General features: G+C 40.0%; 24 protein-coding genes. 18 read left to right on the top strand and 6 right to left on the bottom strand.

The features are described from left to right. The first annotated feature begins 218 nt into the window (after nt 1–218). From DVB69_RS00170 to DVB69_RS00185, 4 genes are all read left to right on the top strand, one after another. Nucleotides 219–1070, top strand: coding sequence for a hypothetical protein (locus DVB69_RS00170; RefSeq protein WP_116015378.1), 852 nt, complete (start codon nt 219–221; stop codon nt 1068–1070). A gap of 330 nt (nt 1071–1400) precedes the next feature. Next, nucleotides 1401–1979, top strand: a complete 579-nt coding sequence (locus DVB69_RS00175) for a hypothetical protein (RefSeq protein WP_116015380.1) — start codon at nt 1401–1403, stop codon at nt 1977–1979. Nucleotides 1980–2219: 240 nt separating this feature from the next. Beyond that, the gene (locus DVB69_RS00180) at nt 2220–2504 is read left to right on the top strand and encodes a hypothetical protein (RefSeq protein ID WP_116015382.1); all 285 of its coding nucleotides are present in this window, start codon (nt 2220–2222) and stop codon (nt 2502–2504) included. 254 nt (nt 2505–2758) lie between these two features. Next, the gene (locus DVB69_RS00185) at nt 2759–3595 is read left to right on the top strand and encodes a cell envelope integrity TolA family protein (protein WP_116015384.1); all 837 of its coding nucleotides are present in this window, start codon (nt 2759–2761) and stop codon (nt 3593–3595) included. Between the two features lie 72 nt (nt 3596–3667). Here the strand turns inward: DVB69_RS00185 and DVB69_RS17870 are convergent, their stop codons facing one another. Next, nucleotides 3668–3790: a hypothetical protein gene (locus DVB69_RS17870; RefSeq protein ID WP_255415287.1), complete on the bottom strand. Its 123-nt coding sequence runs from the start codon at nt 3788–3790 to the stop codon at nt 3668–3670. Between the two features lie 33 nt (nt 3791–3823). Then, entirely contained in the window at nt 3824–4132 is a 309-nt protein-coding gene (locus DVB69_RS00190) for an AbrB/MazE/SpoVT family DNA-binding domain-containing protein (protein WP_116015386.1), read from the bottom strand. 223 nt (nt 4133–4355) lie between these two features. Between DVB69_RS00190 and DVB69_RS00195 the strand changes: the two genes are divergently transcribed. Then, complete coding sequence (locus DVB69_RS00195; RefSeq protein ID WP_116015388.1) at nt 4356–5162, top strand: aldo/keto reductase family protein; 807 nt, start codon at nt 4356–4358, stop codon at nt 5160–5162. 483 nt (nt 5163–5645) lie between these two features. Beyond that, nucleotides 5646–5846, top strand: coding sequence for a hypothetical protein (locus DVB69_RS00200; RefSeq protein ID WP_116015390.1), 201 nt, complete (start codon nt 5646–5648; stop codon nt 5844–5846). 244 nt (nt 5847–6090) lie between these two features. On the opposite strand, the gene DVB69_RS00205 is transcribed toward DVB69_RS00200, so the two are convergent. Then, nucleotides 6091–6942: a DegV family protein gene (locus DVB69_RS00205; RefSeq protein ID WP_116015392.1), complete on the bottom strand. Its 852-nt coding sequence runs from the start codon at nt 6940–6942 to the stop codon at nt 6091–6093. 308 nt (nt 6943–7250) lie between these two features. Between DVB69_RS00205 and DVB69_RS17745 the strand changes: the two genes are divergently transcribed. The 7 genes from DVB69_RS17745 to DVB69_RS17750 all read left to right on the top strand — a co-directional run bounded on the left by DVB69_RS17745 (nt 7251) and on the right by DVB69_RS17750 (nt 14874). Further along, the gene (locus DVB69_RS17745) at nt 7251–7409 is read left to right on the top strand and encodes a hypothetical protein (protein ID WP_233505279.1); all 159 of its coding nucleotides are present in this window, start codon (nt 7251–7253) and stop codon (nt 7407–7409) included. Nucleotides 7410–7436: 27 nt separating this feature from the next. Continuing rightward, nucleotides 7437–8012, top strand: a complete 576-nt coding sequence (locus DVB69_RS00210; protein WP_255415288.1) for an AIM24 family protein — start codon at nt 7437–7439, stop codon at nt 8010–8012. A 190-nt stretch (nt 8013–8202) separates the two neighbouring features. Further along, nucleotides 8203–10251: a transglycosylase domain-containing protein gene (locus tag DVB69_RS00215; protein WP_116015394.1), complete on the top strand. Its 2049-nt coding sequence runs from the start codon at nt 8203–8205 to the stop codon at nt 10249–10251. A 219-nt stretch (nt 10252–10470) separates the two neighbouring features. After that, nucleotides 10471–11403, top strand: a complete 933-nt coding sequence (locus tag DVB69_RS00220) for an NADP-dependent oxidoreductase (protein ID WP_116015396.1) — start codon at nt 10471–10473, stop codon at nt 11401–11403. Between the two features lie 427 nt (nt 11404–11830). Next, entirely contained in the window at nt 11831–12433 is a 603-nt protein-coding gene (locus DVB69_RS00225) for an ECF transporter S component (RefSeq protein WP_116015398.1), read from the top strand. A gap of 15 nt (nt 12434–12448) precedes the next feature. Then, complete coding sequence (locus DVB69_RS00230) at nt 12449–13216, top strand: energy-coupling factor transporter transmembrane component T family protein (protein WP_116015400.1); 768 nt, start codon at nt 12449–12451, stop codon at nt 13214–13216. Further along, a complete protein-coding gene (locus DVB69_RS17750; protein WP_116015402.1) occupies nt 13213–14874 on the top strand; it encodes an ABC transporter ATP-binding protein in 1662 nt (553 codons plus the stop codon). Before DVB69_RS00230 ends, DVB69_RS17750 begins: the two co-directional genes overlap by 4 nt. 291 nt (nt 14875–15165) lie before the next feature. Here the strand turns inward: DVB69_RS17750 and DVB69_RS00240 are convergent, their stop codons facing one another. Then, complete coding sequence (locus tag DVB69_RS00240; RefSeq protein WP_116015404.1) at nt 15166–15474, bottom strand: hypothetical protein; 309 nt, start codon at nt 15472–15474, stop codon at nt 15166–15168. A 601-nt stretch (nt 15475–16075) separates the two neighbouring features. Between DVB69_RS00240 and DVB69_RS00245 the strand changes: the two genes are divergently transcribed. The 3 genes from DVB69_RS00245 (at nt 16076) to DVB69_RS00255 (ending at nt 17969) form a co-directional block, all read left to right on the top strand. Next, on the top strand, nt 16076–16318 hold the full coding sequence (locus DVB69_RS00245) for an ATP-dependent Lon protease (RefSeq protein WP_116015406.1): 243 nt from the start codon (nt 16076–16078) through the stop codon (nt 16316–16318). Between the two features lie 172 nt (nt 16319–16490). After that, nucleotides 16491–17105: a hypothetical protein gene (locus DVB69_RS00250; protein WP_116015408.1), complete on the top strand. Its 615-nt coding sequence runs from the start codon at nt 16491–16493 to the stop codon at nt 17103–17105. Nucleotides 17106–17207: 102 nt separating this feature from the next. Beyond that, complete coding sequence (locus DVB69_RS00255; RefSeq protein WP_116015410.1) at nt 17208–17969, top strand: AAA family ATPase; 762 nt, start codon at nt 17208–17210, stop codon at nt 17967–17969. Nucleotides 17970–18035: 66 nt separating this feature from the next. Here the strand turns inward: DVB69_RS00255 and DVB69_RS00260 are convergent, their stop codons facing one another. Continuing rightward, nucleotides 18036–18338 carry a hypothetical protein gene (locus tag DVB69_RS00260; protein WP_116015412.1) on the bottom strand — a complete coding sequence of 101 codons (303 nt, stop codon included), beginning with the start codon at nt 18336–18338 and terminating at the stop codon, nt 18036–18038. Nucleotides 18339–18797: 459 nt separating this feature from the next. Beyond that, complete coding sequence (locus tag DVB69_RS00265; protein WP_233505281.1) at nt 18798–19466, bottom strand: 2OG-Fe(II) oxygenase; 669 nt, start codon at nt 19464–19466, stop codon at nt 18798–18800. Between the two features lie 420 nt (nt 19467–19886). Here DVB69_RS00265 and DVB69_RS00270 point away from each other — a divergent pair, with 420 nt between their 5' ends. Together DVB69_RS00270 and DVB69_RS00275 are read left to right on the top strand one after the other, a co-directional pair. Continuing rightward, complete coding sequence (locus tag DVB69_RS00270) at nt 19887–20399, top strand: hypothetical protein (RefSeq protein ID WP_116015416.1); 513 nt, start codon at nt 19887–19889, stop codon at nt 20397–20399. A gap of 96 nt (nt 20400–20495) precedes the next feature. After that, nucleotides 20496–21965 (top strand): hypothetical protein, encoded by a 1470-nt coding sequence (locus DVB69_RS00275; RefSeq protein WP_116015418.1) that lies wholly within the window; start codon nt 20496–20498, stop codon nt 21963–21965. The last annotated feature ends 67 nt before the right edge of the window (nt 21966–22032 follow it).

A 22032-nucleotide genomic window follows, 5' to 3' on the forward strand; every position in this document is an offset into this window, starting at 1 on the left:
GAATTACAGGTTGGGTCTATTCTATTTTTAAAATGATTCGTTTTAAAATTGTTGTAGAATTCATACGTATTGTGTCAATTTTTAGAAAGTGGTATGATATGAATAAAGTGTAATTAAATTGGAAATTTCATATCTGTTTATAGATATCTCAACCATTGTTGAAAATAGCTATCACTTCGCAATTTAGAAGGAAGGAACACAAAAGGAGGAAATACAAGATGATCACATCTACAGAATTTGATGATTTGCCAGAGTTGCAATATGAAAAAAGATTAGTACTTTTTATCGATATTTTGGGTTTTAGTAATTTAGTATCAGAAAGTTCTTCAAATCAGATTAAGTTGCAAAAAATCAGACGCATTTTAAAAGTCTTGGAAAGGGAACTTCACAGAGATAAAGAATTTCAAGAATCTCATGAAATTTTTACGAGAAAACTTCGAGGTTCTTTTCCGCTATCTGTGGAGGCAAATGATAAGCATTATGTAAATCCAAGTAAAATTGAATACACTCAGTTTTCAGACAACATTATTATTAGTTCCCCGTATATTAATGCTCAATCACTTGTTTCATTAATTTCAAACATCTCTCTACTACAAGCTAGATTTTTACAAGAGGGTATTTTATTCAGGGGTGGAATTGCATATGGAGATATGTACCATAAAGAAAACTTATGTTTTGGGCCAGCATTTAACAGAGCATACTTTCTTGAAAGTAAGGTTGCTGAGTATCCGAGAATTGTAATTGATACTGATATTATGAATGGACAAGCACAACCAACTAATTGGAGCAATCAAGAAAAATTTGAATTTAAAGTTCTGATTCAAGATACTATGAATTATTCAAACCCTTTTACTTTAAAACAAAAAGATAATTATGATAATGATGTACATTATATTAATTTTATGTTATTGCAAACATTTAAAAGTGCCGAAACAAAAATACTTGAGATATTTAGCACTCAAAAGAAGGACTTAAACAGAAATCATGACGGTGAAGAAAGTATATATCTTAAACTTGATTGGCTAACATCTACTATTGAAAAACACATGCGATCCTTCGAAGATTCGTGAAATCGAAACCAGTACATTACTTTGATGAATCTGCTGGATGATGTGCTGGCTTCTTTAATTAAAAAAACTTGGCTATGCACGACACAAATCCAGAACAGTTCTGAATAATGTTTAAGTTGTGCAGTGTACAGGCAACCCAATGCGAAAGGGGGACAAGGAAATGAAAGTATTTATAATTTGGTCTGGAGAGAGATCTCGACAGGAAATAACGTACCTGGACCACGCAATATTCTGAATAGACACCAAATTGTATATGATCCAGGTACCGATTAGTGGGTACCGACTAACTTTAATTGAGGCAACACTAGTAATATTGAAGCGAGGTAAAAAATGGGGATTTCAAATAAGATAATTCAGTTTTTATTATCTATATTTATTATTGTAGGATTCATAGGTTTAGTGTGGTATATCTTTAATCGGATTTGGAGTCTTTTTTCCAACTTGAATGATGGAGTACTTGCAGCAATTGTAACCGCTATAACTACTTTTCTAGTAACTTTTATTTCAATTATTTCGGCAAAATATTATGAGCGCAAGTTATTAATAGAGAAAGAGATGCGAGACAAAAAAATACCTGCCTACAATGAATTTATAGAATTCATTTTCAAAATTTTGGATCAAGAGAATAAAAAGAAAAAAATAACAGAACAAGAAATGACACAATTCTTTAGCACTTTTACAAGACAAATTTTGGTGTGGGGTTCTGATGAAGTTATTGCTCAATGGTCAAGTTATAGGAGGAGTGCTTTATCAGAAGTCAGTGATGGAGCTAGTAATAATTCAATGTTTGAACTGGAAAAGCTATTAATTGCTATTAGAAAAGATACTGGGCATAAAAACTCAAATATTAAAAAAGGTGATTTATTGAGATTGTTTATAAATGATATTGATAATTATATAGAAGAGTAAGTTGCGGAACTTGAAAAAATCTTATTAATCAAAACCTGTGACTATGCGCGAAACAAACACATAAGATTCTGCATATACCGCCGAAATAACGTACCTGGACCACATATGATTCTGAATAGTGTCTGAATTGTATGTGGTCCAGGTACCGATTAGTGAGGTACCGATTAGTGTGATTTGAAAGATGATTAAGTTCAAACTTTTGTCTATGCTTGCTTAACGGGGCAAAGTGCTGCAGAAGTAGTGAAATCCACTGGAGTAAAAATAGGTTTAAAAGTCGGAGAAGCTCAAGTAAAAAGAATTACAGGAAAAGTTTTAGTGAAAATTAATCAAAAGGTTGGTTTTCGGTTGGTTACTAAATTCGATCAAAAAGGCGTTATAAACTTAGGGAAGATGGTACCAGTTTTAGGTTGCGTAATAGGCGGTAGCTTTGATGCTGTAAGTACTAGAACTATTGCGAAAGCGGCTAAAATGACTTTTATAACAGAAGGATATAGTAAAGATAAAAGCATTATTGAATCGTTATAAGGTGTACGAGCTATGATGTATCGACAGAAATGAATTCAAGATTAGGTGTGTGCAAAACAAACATGAATATTTAAATAAACACGAAAGATTATTGCACAGGTACCTCGAATTGGTAACACAATAAAACCTCGCTTTTGTTGAATGTAAAAAATAGACACATATTTCCATGCCTTTTTGATAGTATCCAAGTATAGGTCTTTTTGTAATAAATCCTATATTTTTTCATAAAAAATTTACAGAAAGCAGGGATTTGTATGATAGTGTTTGGTGGACTTTTATTTCTTGTCGCACTCATTGCTAGTGTTATATTTGTAATCTTAACAGTCATGTCTTTAATTAAAAAAGATGGAAAAACAAAGAAAAGGCTAATAGGCATCGCAAGTAGTTTTGTGGTATTTGTTGTTTCCTTAATCATTATTGCGACATCTGTAGAAACAGACACAGAAAGTGCCTCTGAAGGAGAGAAAACACCTGTCAGTAAAGAAGAGAAAAAAGATGAGCCAACTGCAGAAGACTTAGCAGTGAAGAAAGATGAGAAAGAAGCTCTAGAAAGAGAAAAAGCAGAAAAAGCTGAAGCTGACAAGAAAGCCAATGCAGAAGCGATAGCAAAGAAAAAAGAGGAAGCAAAGGCTACAAATAAAGCAAAAGCAGAAGAAGAAGCAGAAGCAGAAGCAGAAGCAGAAGCAGAAGCGAAGGCTAAAGAAGACACTACTTGGGATGATTTGAAAGAGCATGATAAAATCGTAGGCAAAAGTGATAAAGATTTCAAAAAGGTTACAAAATCTAAGCCAAGCGAAGTGAGAAATGATAAAACAGGAAATTGGCGTATTCTAAAAATGGCGGAAAATTTAGATATCGAGGAGTATGCTCTCTCTTATGCTGAATTATACATGAAAGACAGCGAAGTGCATTACATCGTTAATTTCAACTACAATACAACAACGTGGTTGAATAAAATGGGCGGTCTTTTATATGTAGAGGTAAGAGAGTATGTAAAAAGAGAAGAGCATGACGCCAATAACCTAGGATCGGGTATGACTCTGAAGGGTTATACAATTTATCCAGATGGAGATATCGAAGTGACGTACTGAAGTTTGAAATAACGTAACTGGATCACATATAATTCGGCACTGTGTCCGAATTGTGTGCGGTCCAGGTACCGATTAATGTTTCTGATTCGTGATTGGATAAAAGACAACAAGTCCAGTAATTTTATTAAACGATTTTGGTGGCAACAGAATTCCAGTTCTTCTTCCAGCTTGCTTGTGGATTGAAACTGATGACAATGAAATCACCTCTTCCAGGAATAGGTGCAAACATTATATCATTTCACGTCCTTCACTACCCAAATCGATTTCCGCATGTCGATTCTCATCCGTGATCTGTGTTAACAATTCTTCAAGCGAATAGTTCTTTTTGGGTTTCTTAGTTTTTAAAGTAATCGTATTTTCATTCCCGAAAACTTGCAATTCAAGTTCAGAACCTGGTTTAATTCCGATGCTGTCTGCAGCTTCTTTGGGAATACGGATACCTAAACTGTTTCCCCATTTTTGAGCGGTTATGGTAGATATGAAATCAAACTCTTTATATTGGATTTGGTTAGTTCGTGTATACTTGTTTTCATCCATTATATCATCTCCAATTAAATATTGGCTGTCAGTGCACGACACAATTTCAGAGCGGTTCTGAATAGTGTTCGATTAGTGCAGTACAGGAAGCGATTCTTAACTAAATATAACCTCCTTTACTTTGCTTATTTTAAAATCATCCTTTCTTAGTTGCCAGAACAAATAGATTGCATATGAACTTTAGGATACGTAAAGTTAGAAATATAGGATAGGAGTAGATACCGTGAAGAATATCACATTAAATAATGGCGTTGCTATGCCCATCATTGGAAGTGGCACCAATACGTACGGGAAAGAAGGAAACGAGTATGTAGGTGCTTTAAGAGGAGACACGCAAGAAGTCGACTGGGCTATTGAAAATGGGTACCGTCATTTTGACACTGCTCAAGTCTATAATAATGAAGAAGTACTTGGAGAGGGGATTGCGAAATCTTCTCTGCCGCGTGAAGATTTCTTTATTACGACAAAGCTGAATACATTCAAAGGATTTGCTGGTGCAGACTGGGCTCATGCTGAAATTGAAAAGAGTTTAGAGAAACTGCAAACAGATACAATCGATCTATTTCTTCTTCACAGTCCGTGGGACAATTCTGATGAAATGTTGGAAGCGTGGGGGATTTTAGAAGACTATTATAAACGTGGCGTGTTTAAGGCAATTGGCGTTTCGAACTTTAAAGAAGCTGACCTCGATGTATTTCTTGAAAATGGGACTGTGCGACCCGCGGTAAATCAAATAAAGTCTCAAGTCGGTACTTGGAATGACGCATTAATTGCGTATAACAAAAAGAATACTATTGAAGCTGTTGCCTGGTCGCCGCTCGGTGGTATCAATGAACCAGCTAAACAGATTTTAGAAGAGATTGGTAACCAATATGGGAAAACATACGCACAAGTTGTGTTGCGTTACAACATTGAGCGCGATGTAATTGTTATTCCTAAGTCTCATAATAAAGAGCGCCAAGCACAAAGTTTAGCGATTTTTGACTTTGAACTTACTGCAAACGATCGTGAACGAATAAACAAATTATAAGAGTTTCGTTAGATTTGATGAAAAACACCACAGTGGAAATAACGTACCTGGACCACACATGATTCTGAGTAGTGTCTAAATCGTATATGGTCCAGGCACCGATTAGTTAGTGAAATCAAAAAGAGTCTTACTAGGAGAATTCTATGTTCCTACAACAATTTATGACTCGTCAATTTCCTAGATTAGAACTTCTAGCGTCACTTTTCTGTTCTTGACCGTTCGGTATCCGTTTTGAACTTGGAATTAGTGACGGGTCAGCTAATATCCATGGGCAACCATCCTACTAATATTGGCTGCCTGTGCATGACACAACTCTGGAGCGATTCTGAATAGTGTTCGAGTTGTAGGGTGCACAGGCAACCCAAAATGAAAAGGCTGCCGGTGCACAGGCAGCGCTGGCTAGAGTAAAAGCTAGGCCATGGTTATACTGTTGAGCTAAGGAATGTTAAATTAAGAAAACTTCTAAAATAAGGAGGAGATCGGATGGCAAAAAAAATTCATGTTTATGACATTACCGTTTCAACCGGAGAACAGTTTAAAAATGTACGAATTGAAGGCTCAATTAGCAGAAAATATACAGGCATTGCGACAGATTTCATTCCTGTAAAGAATGAGGAAGGTCAAACGGTCGAATTAACAAAATATCAAATCGTTAAAGCCGTATTGGTGAATGTTGAAAAGTAAAGGATACAATTGTTCGCCGGACGAATGCTTTACTAATAAAATAGTAGTGCTTCAAACCAGCAATTTAAAATGAGCTGCCTGTGCACGACACAACTTCAGAACGGTTCTGAATAGTGTTCAAGTTGTGCGTTACAGGCAACCGAAAATTCGTGTTCGAGTTGTGAGGTACACAACAGGCAACTCAAAACCCGATAGCAGATTTGCTATCGGGTTTTTGAGTGGAAATTTATGATGAAGCAGCTACTTACACTTCCAGCCCTGCAATACCAAATCCTCCAGGACCGGAATGCGTCGAGATCATCGCTCCAGCCTCAATCCACATACTATTTTCGAATCCTTGTTCCATCGCAATTTCATCGATCCGTTGTTTGATTGTCTCGCTGAGTCCAATCGAATAAATGAAATAAATCTGCTGTCTGTCGATGTTGTATTGCTGTAGATAATCATGAAACAGACTTACAGTGACCTTCTCCATCTTACCGCGGTATTTCCTAGTCGACATAAGCTTACCGTCCACTAATTCAATACACGGCTTGATTTTCAGCAACGCGCCGCCAAGATACGCCATATTGCTGACTCGTCCGCCAGCCCGCAGAAAATCCAGGCTGCCGGGAAGGAAGGCTAGTCGTGACTTCGGAACCTTAGCCTCAATCATCTCCACCAGACGTACAGGATCGATGTCAGGCTCTTCTTCGAGCAAGGCAGCCGCATACATCACAACTGCAATCAATCCGCCCGTGACGTTCAACGCATCAAGTAAATAAATATCCTTTATATCTTCCGCAGCCGTCAACGCATTCTGATAGGAAACAGACGCTTTTGATGTATAACCTATATGAATAATGACGCTTTGAGGAAACTCCGTCCGGATAGTTTTGAAAAACTCCTGGTACTCATGCATATTCGTAGCAGCAGTGGAAGGGATTTTTTTCGTGCGGTTATAAAAATCAAAGATATCTGCTACAGGCAAATGACCGTCCAAATAGTCTTTGCCGTCCATGATGACGTGCATCGGTACTATATGTATATTGTGCTTCTTCGCTAGAGATTCCGGCAGATCGGCACCGCTTTCGGTTGTTAGGATGATTCTTGCCATTATGTGTCGCCTCCAGTTTGTGTTGTGTGGGTTCGTGTATGTAGTTTCACTATACAGGATATGTGGGTCGGGGATGTTTGATTAATGAAATAAATGAAGTGTGCTTAAGAGGAATAGTAGTTGCTTGTGTGTATGACACAACTCCTGAACGGTTCTGAATAGTGTTCGAGTTTTGCGGTACAGAGGCAACCCAAATGCAGGCACACAAATTTAGTTTGCAAGAAGAGGTAAGTGTAATGTCTAAATGCTATATTATAATTACCATAACCTTGGAAATAGATTAAAAAATCAGAAAGTAGGCGATTATTATGTTTACGATCAAAAACTTTGAAGACAATGAGAATGTAAAAGTCAGGGAAGAGCTAGGCCCTTTTAAAGTAGTAGAGTTTCAAAGAGAATTAAGTATCGATCGTGCTAGTGCTCAATCGGCTTATTATGCTTCTGAAATGAATGTACGAAGAAGATAGCTAGTATGCGATGTTAGTCAGTCGAACATAACGATTCAGGCAGGAGCCATGCAATGGATGGCAGGAGATGTGAGAGCGACCACTGGCATTAAGGGTGTAGGAGACTTTATTGGAAAAACGATTAGGGGCAAAATGACCAAAGAATCGGGCATCAAACCTGAATACACGGGAACCGGTACACTTGTTTTGGAACCGACGTTCAAGCATATATTACTATTGGATGTTGACGAGTGGAATCAGTCACTCGTCATTGAAGATGGACTCTTTTTGGCTTGTGATTCAGGATTAAAACATAAGGCTGTGATGCGCACTAATCTTTCTTCTGCTGCATTGGGCGGGGAAGGTCTTTTCAATCTTGGACTGACCGGACAAGGAACGATTGCACTGGAATCTTCCGTATCGAGAGATGAACTTATAGAAATCGAGTTAGAAAACGATGAGTTAAAAATCGATGGAAATATGGCGATTGCTTGGTCCGGCGGTTTAGAATTTACTGTCGAGCGTTCTGGCAAAACAATTATGGGTTCGGCGGCTTCAGGCGAAGGATTGGTAAATGTCTACCGCGGAACAGGCAAAGTATTAATGGCGCCGTTCCTTCAGTAAAATCGGGTGTGTGATACCTGTGTGAAAAACAAACGAACCTGTTTGTTTCTTACGCAGGTATTTTTATTCATAAACTTCCATGGAACCTCCGTGAAAGTTGAAGCTCGCAACTTTCAAACACCCTCCCTCGTCCATACTATGCTGTCCATTACGACTAAAACTTCGCAGTCAAAAAAGCAGGAGAATCGATATGAAAAGATCCGAATATAAAGAACAACATAAAAAAACAATGAAAAAGAACCGCAGCATGAAGAAAAAGATCATTCGTTTCGTGTGTGTCGGTGTCGTGCTTGCTGTCCTTTGTGTACTACTTGTACTGAATCTCTTCATCACATTCAGCGATGTCAGTAAACTCGAAGAACCCGCACCGCGATCGACGGTTATTTATGATCCGAATGGAGAAGTGATCAGCACGGTGTCGAATTCGAAAATTGAGGGTGTATCGATCGACCAGATTCCGAAAACGCTGATTGAAGCTGTTATTTCCGTGGAAGATCAACGGTTCTACAAACATCACGGTATTAATTATTTGAGGATGGGGCGCGCGTTACTGGAGAATGCGTCCAAAGGAAAAATTGTATCGGGAGGCAGTACGATTACGCAGCAGCTTGCGAAAAATGTGTTTTTGACGCAGGAGCGTACGTACTCTCGTAAGTTCAAGGAGCTGATCCTCGCAAAGAAGATTGAACGGGTGTATTCGAAAGAGGAGATCATGGAACGGTACTTGAACCAAATCTATTTCGGGGATGGGGCATGGGGTGTCCAACGTGCGGCACAGACTTATTTCGGTAAAGATGTCAGCGATTTGACGTTAAGCGAATCTGCGACACTCGCAGGGATCATTAAAGCTCCTTCGAATTTATCGCCTAAGAAAAATATGGAAAAGTCGGTGAAGCGGCGCAATTTAGTGTTGTCGCTGATGTTGCGTGAACAGTATGTTAGTCAGGAAGAATATGATGAAGCGATTGGACAGAAGCTGGAACTGGCCGATTCGACAGTGCCGCATGATGAAGAGAACTATCCGTATTATATCGATCGTGTAATAGACGAAGCGGTGAATACGTACCAGTTGACGAAGGATCAAGTACTGTCCGGTGGATTGCATATTACAACTGAAATCAATCCGGTCGTTCAGAATGCGCTCGAAGACGTGTATGCAGACAACAGCAATTTCCCAAAGAGCACCCCGGATCAGCTTTTACAGAGTGCCTCTGTTTTCGTAAATCCTAAAACGGGCGGAATCCTCGCGTTAGTCGGTGGGCGAGGAGAGTATACGCAAGGACGCTTCAACAATGCGACCGATCTCATCCGGCAGCCTGGATCTGCGCTAAAGCCGCTTGCCGTTTATACTCCGGCACTTGAGAACGGGTACCATATGTCAGATTTGCTTATGGATGAACCGATCGATGTGGGTGGATACTCTCCGAAAAACATAGATCAGCACTATAGAGGGGAAGTGACGATGTACGAGGCGCTTGCGCAATCGTATAATGTTCCTCCCGTCTGGTTGTTGAATCAGATTGGCGTGCAAGAAGGCGTGGATTCGGTGGAACGGTTTGGGATTCCATTGACAAAAAACGACCGTACGCTTGGATTGGCACTTGGAGGTCTGGACAAAGGAACCTCTCCCTTACGGATGGCGCAAGCGTTTTCCGCGTTTGCGAATGATGGCGTGATGGAGGAAGCTCATGCGATTACAGAAATTAAAGATTCGGAAGGAAAAGTGCTCGGGAAGTGGCAGGGAGAGTCCGTGCAGGTGACGGATGCGGAAGTTGCCGAGCAAATGACTCATATGCTGCAAGGCGTTGTAGAGGAAGGAACTGGGAAAAAGGCACAGATTTCCGGTATGGACGTAGCGGGGAAAACGGGCACCACACAGCTCCCGTTTGAAGGAGTGGACGGTTCCAAAGATCACTGGTTCGTCGGCTATACTCCTGACATCGCCGGTGCGGTCTGGCTCGGATATGATCATACAGACGCCGACCATTATTTAACCTCTACCAGTAGTTTTACCGCACCGCCCATTTTCGCGAAGGTTGTTTCACAATCAGCCAGTGAATTATCTACGAAGGACTTTGACTTGTCGTTAATTAAAGATGAACTAAAAGAGCTGGAGAAGCAGAAGAAAAAGACGAAGAAAGAAAGAGGAAAGAAAGAGAAGAAAAAAGAAAAGGACGAGAAGCGAAAAGACTTTTGGGAGAGTATCGAAGAGTGGGGACAGAAGTGGTTTAACGATTAAAAAGTGGTACTTAGTAACGTACCTGGACCACGTACAATTCGGAATAGTGTCTGAATTGTATGCGGTCCAGGTACCGATTAGTCATAAAAAATGATAACTGTTGAGTTCTGTTACGACTTAATGCATTTCGTGTAGCGATGTGGGATTCAGGGTATAGATAACTTGAAGCATATTGAAGGAATCATATGAGAGTAATTACGAGAAGGAGTGTGTATTGATATGAAAGCAATTGTAATTGAACAATATGGCGGCTCGGATCAGTTAGTCGAGAAAGACCTCCCAAAACCAGATATAAAAGATGATCAAGTGTTAATTGAAATGCATGCGACGTCCATTAATCCGATTGATTGGAAAGTAAGAGAAGGCTATATGAAAGACGGGATGCCGTTTGAATTTCCGTTAATTTTAGGATGGGATGCAGCAGGAGTGGTCAGTGAAGTAGGAAGTAAGGTGACTACATTCAAAAAGGGAGATCAGGTATTTGCACGTCCTGCCATGGAAAATGGCACATACAGCGAGTATGTCGCTGTCGATGAAGACTTAGTCGCGTTAAAGCCAGATCACCTGAGCTTTGAAGAAGCAGCTTCTGTACCGCTTGCAGGTTTGACGGCTTGGCAGTGTCTGGTAGACTTCGGACAAGTTAAAAAAGGAGATCGAGTGCTGATTCATGCAGGTTCTGGCGGTGTGGGGAGCTTTGCTATTCAGATTGCTAAAAGTTTCGGAGCGCACGTTTTGTCTACAGCGAGTGGTAAAAATGAAGCCTTTTTGAAAGAGCTCGGGGTTGATGAATTCATTGATTATAAAACAACTGATTTTACAGATGTTGCAAAGGACGTCGATTTGGTTGTGGACACAATGGGCGGTGACATTTTAGAGAAGAGTTTTGACGTAGTGAAAAAAGGTGGCCGTCTCGTCTCCATCGCGGGTCAGCCAGATGCTGAAAAAGCGAAAGACAAAGGAATCACTGCGGAATCTCTATGGCTGAATCCGAATGGAAAACAACTCGCAGAACTTGGTGAACTGATGGAAGAGGGAAAAGTAAAAGCACATATTGGTCATACGTTTCCGTTGACAGAAAAGGGACTGCGGGAAGCGCATGATTTAAGTGCAACGCATCATGCCAAGGGGAAGATTGTGATTAAAATTCAATAAGATTCCCTGCTGGAGTCTTTAACCGTTCAATTGTGCTGTCGGCCTTCTTTAGATACTGCTATCTGAAGAAGGCTTTTTTCACGCAGACATTTAGTCTTATCGACAATCGCAAGCGGTTAAGCATATCCTTAAACTGCCTCCATACTCAGTGACGAATAATAGAATCGAAAAGACTGCCTCTGATGTATCAATAGAGGTGGTCTTTTTTGTGTTTGCAAGATTGATGTGCAAAGTGAAGAATCCCTTTTAACTTTGTCAGTACCTATTAGAAACGTTTACTGAACGCAAAGAAAATCGTCTGAAATAAAAGCTATGTATTTGAAATTCTATAGTCTATAATAGTCATGTCTTGTGTAAAGACAGCAGTAAATATAAATCGTTCTGCAAAGATAAAATAGTTTCACAAATTGAATGGGGGAATTACTCAATGACGAAAAAAAGTATGTGGTCTTTAAAGTTTTCTACAGCTGCACTTGTCCTAATTCCAGCGGCAATCGGCATTAACTATCTTGGGAAGTTATTCGCTGAACTATTAAGATTGCCACTATGGCTGGACTCGATTGGAACAGTGCTCTCCAGTATGTTAGCGGGTCCCATTATTGGCGCACTCACAGGGATCATTAATAATATCATCTATGGCTTTACCGCTAGTCCAGTATCGTTTGTCTATGCAATTACATCAGGGGTTATCGGCCTAGTTGTCGGAATCATGGCTTATAGAGGTTGGATCGCTTCCATCGGACGGGCGCTTGTTTTAGGGCTCGTGGTTGGCGTGATTGCTGCCACAGTTTCTACACCGCTGAATATCCTGTTTTGGGGAGGACAAACGGGTAACATCTGGGGAGATGCCTTATTTGCAACAATGATTGCGCATGACTTGCCTTTATGGTTCGCTTCGTTTGCTGACAGTCTTGCTGTAGATGTACCCGACAAAGTTGCGACAGTTATAATCGGCTTCCTGATATTCAGAAACTTGCCTAAAAACTTAACACATATGTATGATAGACGTTCAGAAATTGACCGACTGTAAGCGAGGAGGAGTACCATGAAGAATGGGACGTTCTATGTAGAGAAAGCTTCGATTGTTCATAACGTCGATCCATTATCCAAATTGCTATTCGTTTTTGTTTCCGTGGCGATAACGTATATGTTATCCAATCAACCAGTTGTTTCAGGCGTCCTGGCCTTTACACTTTTGCTGTTGCTGCTTGGGAAAGTCCTGCATAATGTCCTTCCGATTATCGGACTTAGTCTCGTTCTCATTTTCTCGATTATTGTCGTCCAAGGATTTTTCCACCCTGATCGGTCGACTGTCTGGTTCACGATTGGTTCTGTTCCTATTTATAAAGAAGGTTTTTCTTATGCACTTTTGCTGACACTTCGCGTTTTGAATATGGTATGTGCGTTCGGAGTTCTGATTCTGACGACTAAGCCCGATGATTTGGTCCAATCGCTCATTCGTAAAGGAATGTCACCCAAAATAGGTTACGTCCTTTTATCAGTACTACAAATCCTCCCTCAAATGATAGCAGCAACTGGCAAAATCACAGATGCACAGCGCGCTCGCGGAATGGAAACTGAAGGAGGATTATCAACACGTGTAAAATCATTCATCCCATTACTTACTCCCGTTGTATTGAATTCTATCAATGATACCCGGGATCGTTCGATAGCTCTTGAAATCCGAGGATTCAACTCAACAAGCGAACGGACCTTTCTTCATGAGACCAATCACTTTAAATATGGGTTCGTAATAAAAATTCTATTGGCGGCATCATTGGCCGCAGTAATTGCCTGGAGGATTTTCATATGAAAAGTATCAGAGTGGAACAGCTGAAATACAAATATCCCGGGAGTGATCATTTCGTATTGGATGATATCTCTTTCGCAGTCGAAAAAGGGGAATTCATTGGGATCGCCGGTGAGAATGGAGCAGGAAAAACAACGCTTTGCTATGCCCTCAGCGGCTTAGTTCCTCATTTTTTCAAAGGGGGTTATGGCGGGAATGTTTTTATCGGAGATATGGAAGTGTATACACATGCAATGAGTGAACTCACAGCGAGGGTTGGCCTCGTGTTTGAAAATCCGTTTTCACAAATGACGGGAGCCAAATTCACAGTCTACGACGAAATCGCATTCGGTCTTGAAAACTTAGGTGTGCCGCGTGGGGAAATGCATCGTCGCATACAAGAGTGTATGAAGCAATTGAAGATTGAAGAGTTAGGGGATGTAAATCCATTTTCCCTTTCTGGCGGTCAATTGCAGCGTGTGGCGATTGCGAGTGTGATGGCCATGAAGCCTGATATCCTTATTTTGGATGAACCGACGTCGCAGCTTGACCCTCAAGGCGCTGAAGAAGTCTTTCAAGTAGTTGAGCAACTGTCTGCGCAAGGCGTAACTATCATAATGGCTGAACAGAAAATCGAAAAACTGGCTGCGTATTCTGATCGGATCTTCTTAATGAATCAAGGGAAACTAATCCACAAAGGGACACCTGCAGAGATTTTTTCCCGAGACGATTTGGATGTCTATGGAATTGCGCCTCCCGTATATACATCAGCAGCCAGATCACTAAAATTTAGACAAGACCCTACAGCAAATCTTCCTGTTGTGTTAGAAGAGATGCCGACATCCGGTTTGGAAAAGTTTTCTTTGCCTACCCGGCATGTGGAAGTCGTTGATGTGAAAACTGCCGAAATTGTTGTTTCAGACCTTTGTTTTGGTTATGAAAAAGATGCTGAAATTATTAAAGGAATCGATCTGGAACTGAGCGGTAAACCACTTGCAATTATTGGACAGAACGGTGCGGGTAAAACAACGTTCGTAAAATTACTAAAGGCATTATTAAAACCTCATAAAGGAAAGATAACTGTTGTTGGGGTGAAAACGACAGACACTACTGCTGCAAAACTGGCTGCTGCTATCGGGCTTATCTTTCAAAATCCCAATGACCAGATTTTTAAAAGCAAGGTGATAGACGAAGTGATGTTTGGTCCATTAAACATTGGCCAATCCCCGGAAACCGCCGAAGCTAATGCATTGAAAATGCTAGATCGTGTCGGCCTGGCGAGTAAAAAATATGAAAATCCTTATGATTTGAGTCTTGCTGAACGAAAACTAATTGCTGTAGCTTCGATTTTAGCGATGGATACGAAAGTTATCATATTCGACGAACCGACTATTGGTCAGGATGCCAAAGGAAAAGTGAAATTAGCTGCAATCATCAATGAGTTATATGCACAAGGGAAGTTAGTAGTCTGTATTTTACACGATATGGATTTTGTCGCGGAAACGTTTGAGCGTACAGTTATTCTTGGGGATGGACGAGTATTGTTCCATGGAGAAACACGCGCTGCGTTTGGTCAGGAAGAACTTTTGAGGGATGCTGGGCTTGAGCAACCTCATATTACACAACTCGCCCATCGAATGGGGTACCCGGGGATTCTATTAAGAAAGAGTGAATTGCATTAATCGGTTGCTAAAGTGTCTGTGCGGATACTTGTATGCAAAACAATCATGAATGTTTAAACAAACACGAAAGCTTCTTGCACAGCACCTAGCACGAATCTGGTGGGGGAACAGCAATCAATGCAATTGATCGTGATTGTTCAAAACATGATTATGAACTCCAAGGCTCAAATCGAAAACCAAGATGTACTGCTCATAAAAACTAGATTAACTGTATGGATGGTTTAAAAGGGCCTGGAGATTCTACAATCCGTGCCGGGATCAGATATGATGCATTTAGGAATGATTGCGGACTTATTTAATAAGCAACTCGCGTATGAATGGGGAAACATACCCCAAGGCAATAAAAACGATGGCAACGTAAAGAACAGTTCCAGCTAATGGAAGATACCATTTTTTCTTCTTGGATTTGAATTGGAGCCAAAAATTAACTGCCCACAAGATGAATATAAAACCAGTAGAAATGTTTCGAGATACTTTATCGATGGGATCATCTATAGGTGCGCTAACACTAAAACTAGCGATTAGAAAAAAAAGACATATAAATCCCAGTAGTATAACATTTACGATAGCAACGAGAATCTGATAATTAAATTCTTTCATAAAATCTACACCTCCAGAGATTTTGAAATCCTATTCCGAATATACAGTAAATTACATTTATTCTCAAGGTTATATTTTATCAGAGTGATAAAAAAGGCTGACCTTCAAATGTGTATGATTTAACACTTACGATTGCAATTAAATGCACAATTGTAAGTGTTTTTTTATATGTTTTGTCACATATATCTCATATTATGCTTTTACGATAAATCCCCACCGGACTTTGGTTCCCTATAAAGTTATTAATGAACCATTATCATTTGAAGATTCATAAAGTCGGTGCCTGTGCGTGAAACAATCATGAATGTTTAAACAAACACGAAAGTTTCATGCACAGGCACCATAACAACTTCACGAGCGAATAACAATAAACGGAACTCCTAAACTAAATGGAGGTCCGTTTTTATGGTTGTTTACTTGTGAATTAGTAATTTGATCTTCAAGAAAAGACGGATACCATCTGGAAAGAAGATGATATAATAGAGTGTGAAGGGAAGACTTGGAATATTTGTGAATAACCATCCTTTCTCTTGTGAGCAGGTATCTGTTGCGGGTAAAAGTCATGAATGTGATTGTAACTCAGTTGAAGGGGGAAGTGTCATTGAATCTGTTTCTATGTATGCTCACAGCCGGCGTTTTAGGTATCTTGGTGCTAACTGGACCGATTGGAACTTTTGTAGCCGCTATACTACTTGTCGGTATCCTGTTCCGTACCTGTCTTTTGGTAAAAGATATCCATACACAGACCGTACCAAAGAAAAGTAAAGAAAAAGTGCAGGACAAAGTGCAAGACGCATATGAACGGTACATAAAAGAGAGGGACGCAAAAGAGATGGAAAGATAATGTATTAAAATAGGTGTTGTGTAAGATAAGACACAACTGTTTTTCTCACAACGTACCTGTAGGTGGAATTTACGTTCAAAGGCGTCAGTTCTTGTTGACGGGATAAGAAAACGAGCCTATTTGGTGAATATAGAAGGTACAGCCAAGATATGAAATGAAAGTGGGAATGAGCATGAAAAAAAGTTATATAGTTGCAGTGCTACTAGCTGTGATCATCTTCATTTCTGTATTGGTCGTAGATAGTGGCGGTGATATGAATCCTGAGTTAGAAAATACGATTGTACACGAGGCTCCTTCAGGACCAGGTGAGGTATCCGATTATACGGATCCACCTGCTTTGACTGAACACCAAGTGGCACTGAACGATCTTTACGTGAAGATCCCAAATCAAAAAAGTGATGTAGATCTGACGAAGAGAACAACAGATAAGTACATCATTGTGGACATTACTGACAAAGAAACCGGGGAGTTGTTATACACGTATGGTGAGTCAGCAGGTCATGGGAATGAGAAATTGGTGTTCAGAGAGGTTCCGACGAAAGAGGGGAAGGTTCGCCTGCAGATGGTAGTGGATATTGATTCTGTGGACTCGTTAATAAGTAAAGTCGTTGAAACGAAAGTAGTGTATGACCCTAAACCCAAGAAAGTTGAAAACGAAGCGATCACCGCTATTTCGCGGTCTGGAGAGCTTCCGGCAGAGAATATTGAAGTCTCGGCGAGACTCTATTTGAATTGGGGAAACGAAACTCAGGATTTGTACGAAGGTTATGAAATTGGCATTATTTAAAAATGAACGTCAGTGCCTGTGTGTGAAACAATCATGAATGTGTAAATAAACACAAAAGTTTCATGCGCAAGCGTCATAACAATAGAAAGGAGGGCTTTGCCAGTGGCCTTACTGACAAAGGATACACAATACATACGAAACCTTTATCTGAAAAGAGACCAAATCAAGTCCTATGCGCGCTATCCGCTCAATCTCCCGTTCATCCGCGGCTTGGAGGAGTTGGCATTCCATCCGAATGTCACCTATATCATCGGGGAAAATGGGATGGGGAAATCCACGCTATTAGAGGCAATCGCAATCAGCCTGGGTTTCAATCCTGAAGGAGGCACGCGCAATTTCAATTTTTCGAGTTATGACTCGCATTCCAATCTGGACCAGTACCTTCGTATTGTTAAAGGTGTTCATCGGGCGAATGATTCTTTTTTCTTCCGTGCGGAGACGTTTTACAATGTCGCCACCCACATAGAAGAATTGGATTCAGAACCATTGGGAGGACGAAGGATCATTGATTCCTTCGGTGGCAAGTCTCTTCATGAGCAATCGCATGGGGAATCATTTTTTGCGGCGTTCATCGAGCGTTTCCAGGGGGATGGACTGTACATACTGGACGAGCCGGAAGCAGCACTGTCGCCAACCCGGCAACTTGCGATGCTTTCAAGAATCCATGAGCTCGTGACAGAAGGTTCGCAATTCGTCATCTCCACTCATTCGCCGATTCTGATGGCATATCCGAAAGCATTAATCTATCAGTTGGAAGACGAAGGGATGAGGGAAGTCGAGTTGGAGGATACCCCACACTTTTCGATCATGAATCAGTTTTTCAGCGACCGAGAACGGCTACTGCATCACCTATTTAAGCGTTGAAAGACAAATTGTTCATACGTATGAGATCCTGAATATAGGAAAAATAGGTATTCAAACACGCTTTCTTTAAGAAATAAAAAAATTGTTTATAAATGGAAAAACAAGCAGTAAAAAAAACGAAACGATGGCAACGTAAAGGACGGCTCCAGCTAATGGCAGATACCATTTTTTCTTCTTGGATTTGTATTGGAGCCAATAATTAGCTGCCCATAGGACAAACATAAAAATAAACATACAGAATTGAGTTAACTTTAAGATGGGGTCATCTTCGACTGGGCTAACACTAGGAAAAAGCCAGAAAAGACATATGAATCCCAAAAGTATTACATTTACGATAGCAACGAGAATCTGATAATTAAATTCTTTCATAAAATCTACACCTCCAGAGATTTTGAAATCCTATTCCAAATATACAGTAAATTACATTTATTCTCAAGGTTATATTTTATCAGAGTGATAAAAAGGCTGACCTTCAAATGTGTATGATTTAACACTTACGATTGCAATTAAATGCACAATTGTAAGTGTTTTTTTATATGTTTTGTCACATATATCTCATATTATGCTTTTACGATAAATCCCCACCGGACTTTGGTTCCCTATAAAGTTATTAATGAACCATTATCATTTGAAGATTTAAGTACAAAAAAAAGTAATCACCCACCGCTAACGACTATGAGAGCAGGGTGATTACTTTTTCATATCTTTTTTATATTAAGTTTAACGCAAATATAAACAATCAGAGAATAAACTTGTTCTATGGAGTAGAAATCTATATTTTTCCATCATTCAGATAAGGAAAATTACAAATGAATTAAGTAAAACCATTTACCGTATTCGCTGTTTCCGCATCCATTGTGTTGCTACCCACTTTTCGCCAATCTCCACAGGTGCTCCGCCATGCAGCGTGATATCATTTAACGTTGGATCATTATAGAAATACTCAAAGTAGACGGCCATCCCTTTTTTGGGCGAGACGGAAAAGTTTAGGTGGGGGAAGAACGTTTCGCCACCTTGCTCTACATCATTCAGATACATGATCAGCGTACTAATTCGGTTGTTTGTTACCTTACTAGTCGATGAGAAGAAATCGTGATGTGCTCTGTATTCTTGACCCGGCTTGTACTGAAGAATTTGCAGTCCTTCCCCATGTTCAATCGGGATATTCATAACCGCTTCAATTCTTTTCTCGATTCGTGCAACAATTAGATTTTCGCTTTCTTCAATAAACATACTACTGCTTGTTCTCAACTCATTTTCTTCACGTACTGTGCCGATTTTTGAACGTTTCATCTTGTCTGTAGATAATCTGATCAGTTCATCGCACTCTTCATCACTTAACATATTGCCTAAAACGACGATCAATGGTTCTTCGATTTTCGCGACTATGTCAATCTCTCTATCCGTCAGTATCTTTTTACCAACGTGATTAAATATCGTTTGCTCTTTATTCTCCGCTATCAACTTCGAACCCCTCTTCAATTGTTTGATTTTCAAATCAAATATGCCCTGGGGCTATGAGTGTACAGCTAATATCGGACTTCTTGTTCGGTTCACACTTCCTCTTTGGATGTAAAGTTAATTTATTTTAGCATGCTGGAATAGTTATCGTAAATTAGGAATGTAGTCAAAAAGGTAGTTAAATATTCCTGTTTTTCGTGATGTCTTCGCCATTCTGTCAAATCTTAACTGACATAATAAATATTGGTGAAGGAACAGTCTTCATCGGTTAAAAAATAGGTGCCTGTGTGCGAAACGACTATGAATTTTTAAGCAAACACGAAAGTTTAAAAATAATACTACGTCATCCGGAACATCTTACTACTTTAGTAATGCAGACTATTTGTAATATTGGATAAAGGGGCGTAACATTATTACAAATTCATGACAAATAAAAAGAAAAGGGAGTTGAATAGGATGAGTTTACACAAAAAAGTTATATTGGGGTTCGCACTTAGCGGAAGTTTGTTAATCGGTGCTTGCAGTAATGGCGATGAAGCCAGTAAGGAAGCCCAGTCTGAAAATAATAATATCCAAGTCTTTGGTGATGTTGTTTCTGAGAATGATGGGTGTGTCTTACAGAGTCAATTTGAATCGGGGGATAATATAGTTTTCCGTATGGATGCTATCGATCCTAATACCAATGAGCAAATCAGTAAAGACGCCAAGATGACTGTACATCTCTCGACAGGGGAAGATTTAGAAATGCACCATGCGCAGCATCCCTCTGGAGATACGGATCCGGTGCCTGAATTTTGGACAGTCATGTATAAAGTGACTGACGATACGCCAACAGGGATTTTAAACTATTCCGTTACAGCTGAAACAGACGGCAAAAAAGGAGAGTTTGCCCCATTTGATGTAGAACCTTCCCTATTAACGATAGTGGACCCAGCCGAGGAAGGAACAGGGGACGCAGGAGAGAAATAAGTCCCTCAGCTAATCTTCTTCCCTCTATCAACTTTCGGAAAATATCATAACCCCACCAGTTTATATTTAGAATTCCAGAAATGGAGAGTGATTAGATTGCCGATAAAAAAAGAGATTGTCATAATTGGTTTATTTTTGATAACGATTCTCTCAGCATGTACGAATACGGAGCCTGCCGAGAAGTCATCCAATGACAATAATGAAAAAGAACCTGCATTAAAAAACAACATCGAACTGTCAGTTAAAGAAGCGGCTATCAATGAAGAAGTGCACTTTACAATCGACGATCTCGATGCCAACACAGATGTCCAATTAGAATGGACCGAGGTCGAGGGAACGTACAAAATAGAAAACTTATATGAATTCATTGGAACCAAGTATTCTTCAAAAGATGTACCTTTGGTGACAGGGACTAGCGATGAGAATGGAAAGTGGGAAGGAACATTCAAAGTACCCCAGGGTTTCGGCGGGAATCATACCCTCTATATAACTAGTGATAATAAAAAGATTGGGCAGAAAGGGTTCTTTGTACGGCCGAAATTTTCGATTACACCTGAATCGGGTCCTGTCGGAACAGAAGTGGCGCTTGAGGCTGAAGGGTTAGACTGGAAAACGTATAAGTCTATGTGGAACTTAACGTATGATAATAAATATACAGGTATGGTTTCAGGCGTTTCCACGCAAGGGAAGACAAAAGCAATTTTCCGTGCGTCAGGAAGCGTAGGCAAACACTTTTTAAGTCTTCGTTCTGGGTATTTGGGGAGCCCATATATCAACCATGAATCCTCTCCTCACACCGGATGGCCAGCACCAGATTTCGTTTTTGAAATCACGGATGAGGATCCAATTGCAGCACAGTATGTCGAAAAAACACCAAAGGCCGCAAGTGGCGGCGTTGAAATGCCAAAATTAAAAAACAAAAAAAACGTAGAAGTATCAATGGATAAAGAAGAAGGGATTGTTGGCGAAAAAGTGGCTCTGAAAGCTAGCAATTTACCAAAAAATAAAGAAGTAGAGCTTGTCTGGAATACGATGAAAGGTAGCAGAGTAACTGATTCTGGATTCGATGAAGAAAGCGCTGTATTAGATACTATAAAAACAGACGCAGAAGGAAATGCGGAATATAAGTTTGAGATTCCTGATGACCTAGGGGGCCTTCCGCATCGAATCGACTTGCAAATCGGAGATGAGATCTATGGTCAAACTTATTTGCGTATCACACCATCGATTGTTGAAATTACACCGTCTTCAGGCCCTCAAGGAACAGAAATAAGTGTAACGATTAAAGGCGGTGGTTGGACGGAATATGACAACGCCTATTATTTAACTTATGACAATGCGTATTCTGGCTACATGTGTGCATTCAATAGTCAGGGCACCTTGGAATACAAAATCATTGCAACTGGAGAACTGGGTTATCACGTCATTGATATGTACCCAGGCATTTACCAGCAGCAAGAAATTGAAACGGATATGACACTTATTCCACAATTAACTTATAGAGAAGATCATCCTGGTTCGGCTATGCCAGCAATTCGGTATGGATTCGAAATAACGGAGAAATAAGACGGAAACCGCCCTTTACAAGTTGTAAGGGGCGGTTATTTGTACATTGCAAAGCTAATTAGGTGTT

Source organism: Sporosarcina sp. BI001-red (assembly GCF_003384035.1).
Lineage (GTDB): Bacteria > Bacillota > Bacilli > Bacillales_A > Planococcaceae > Sporosarcina.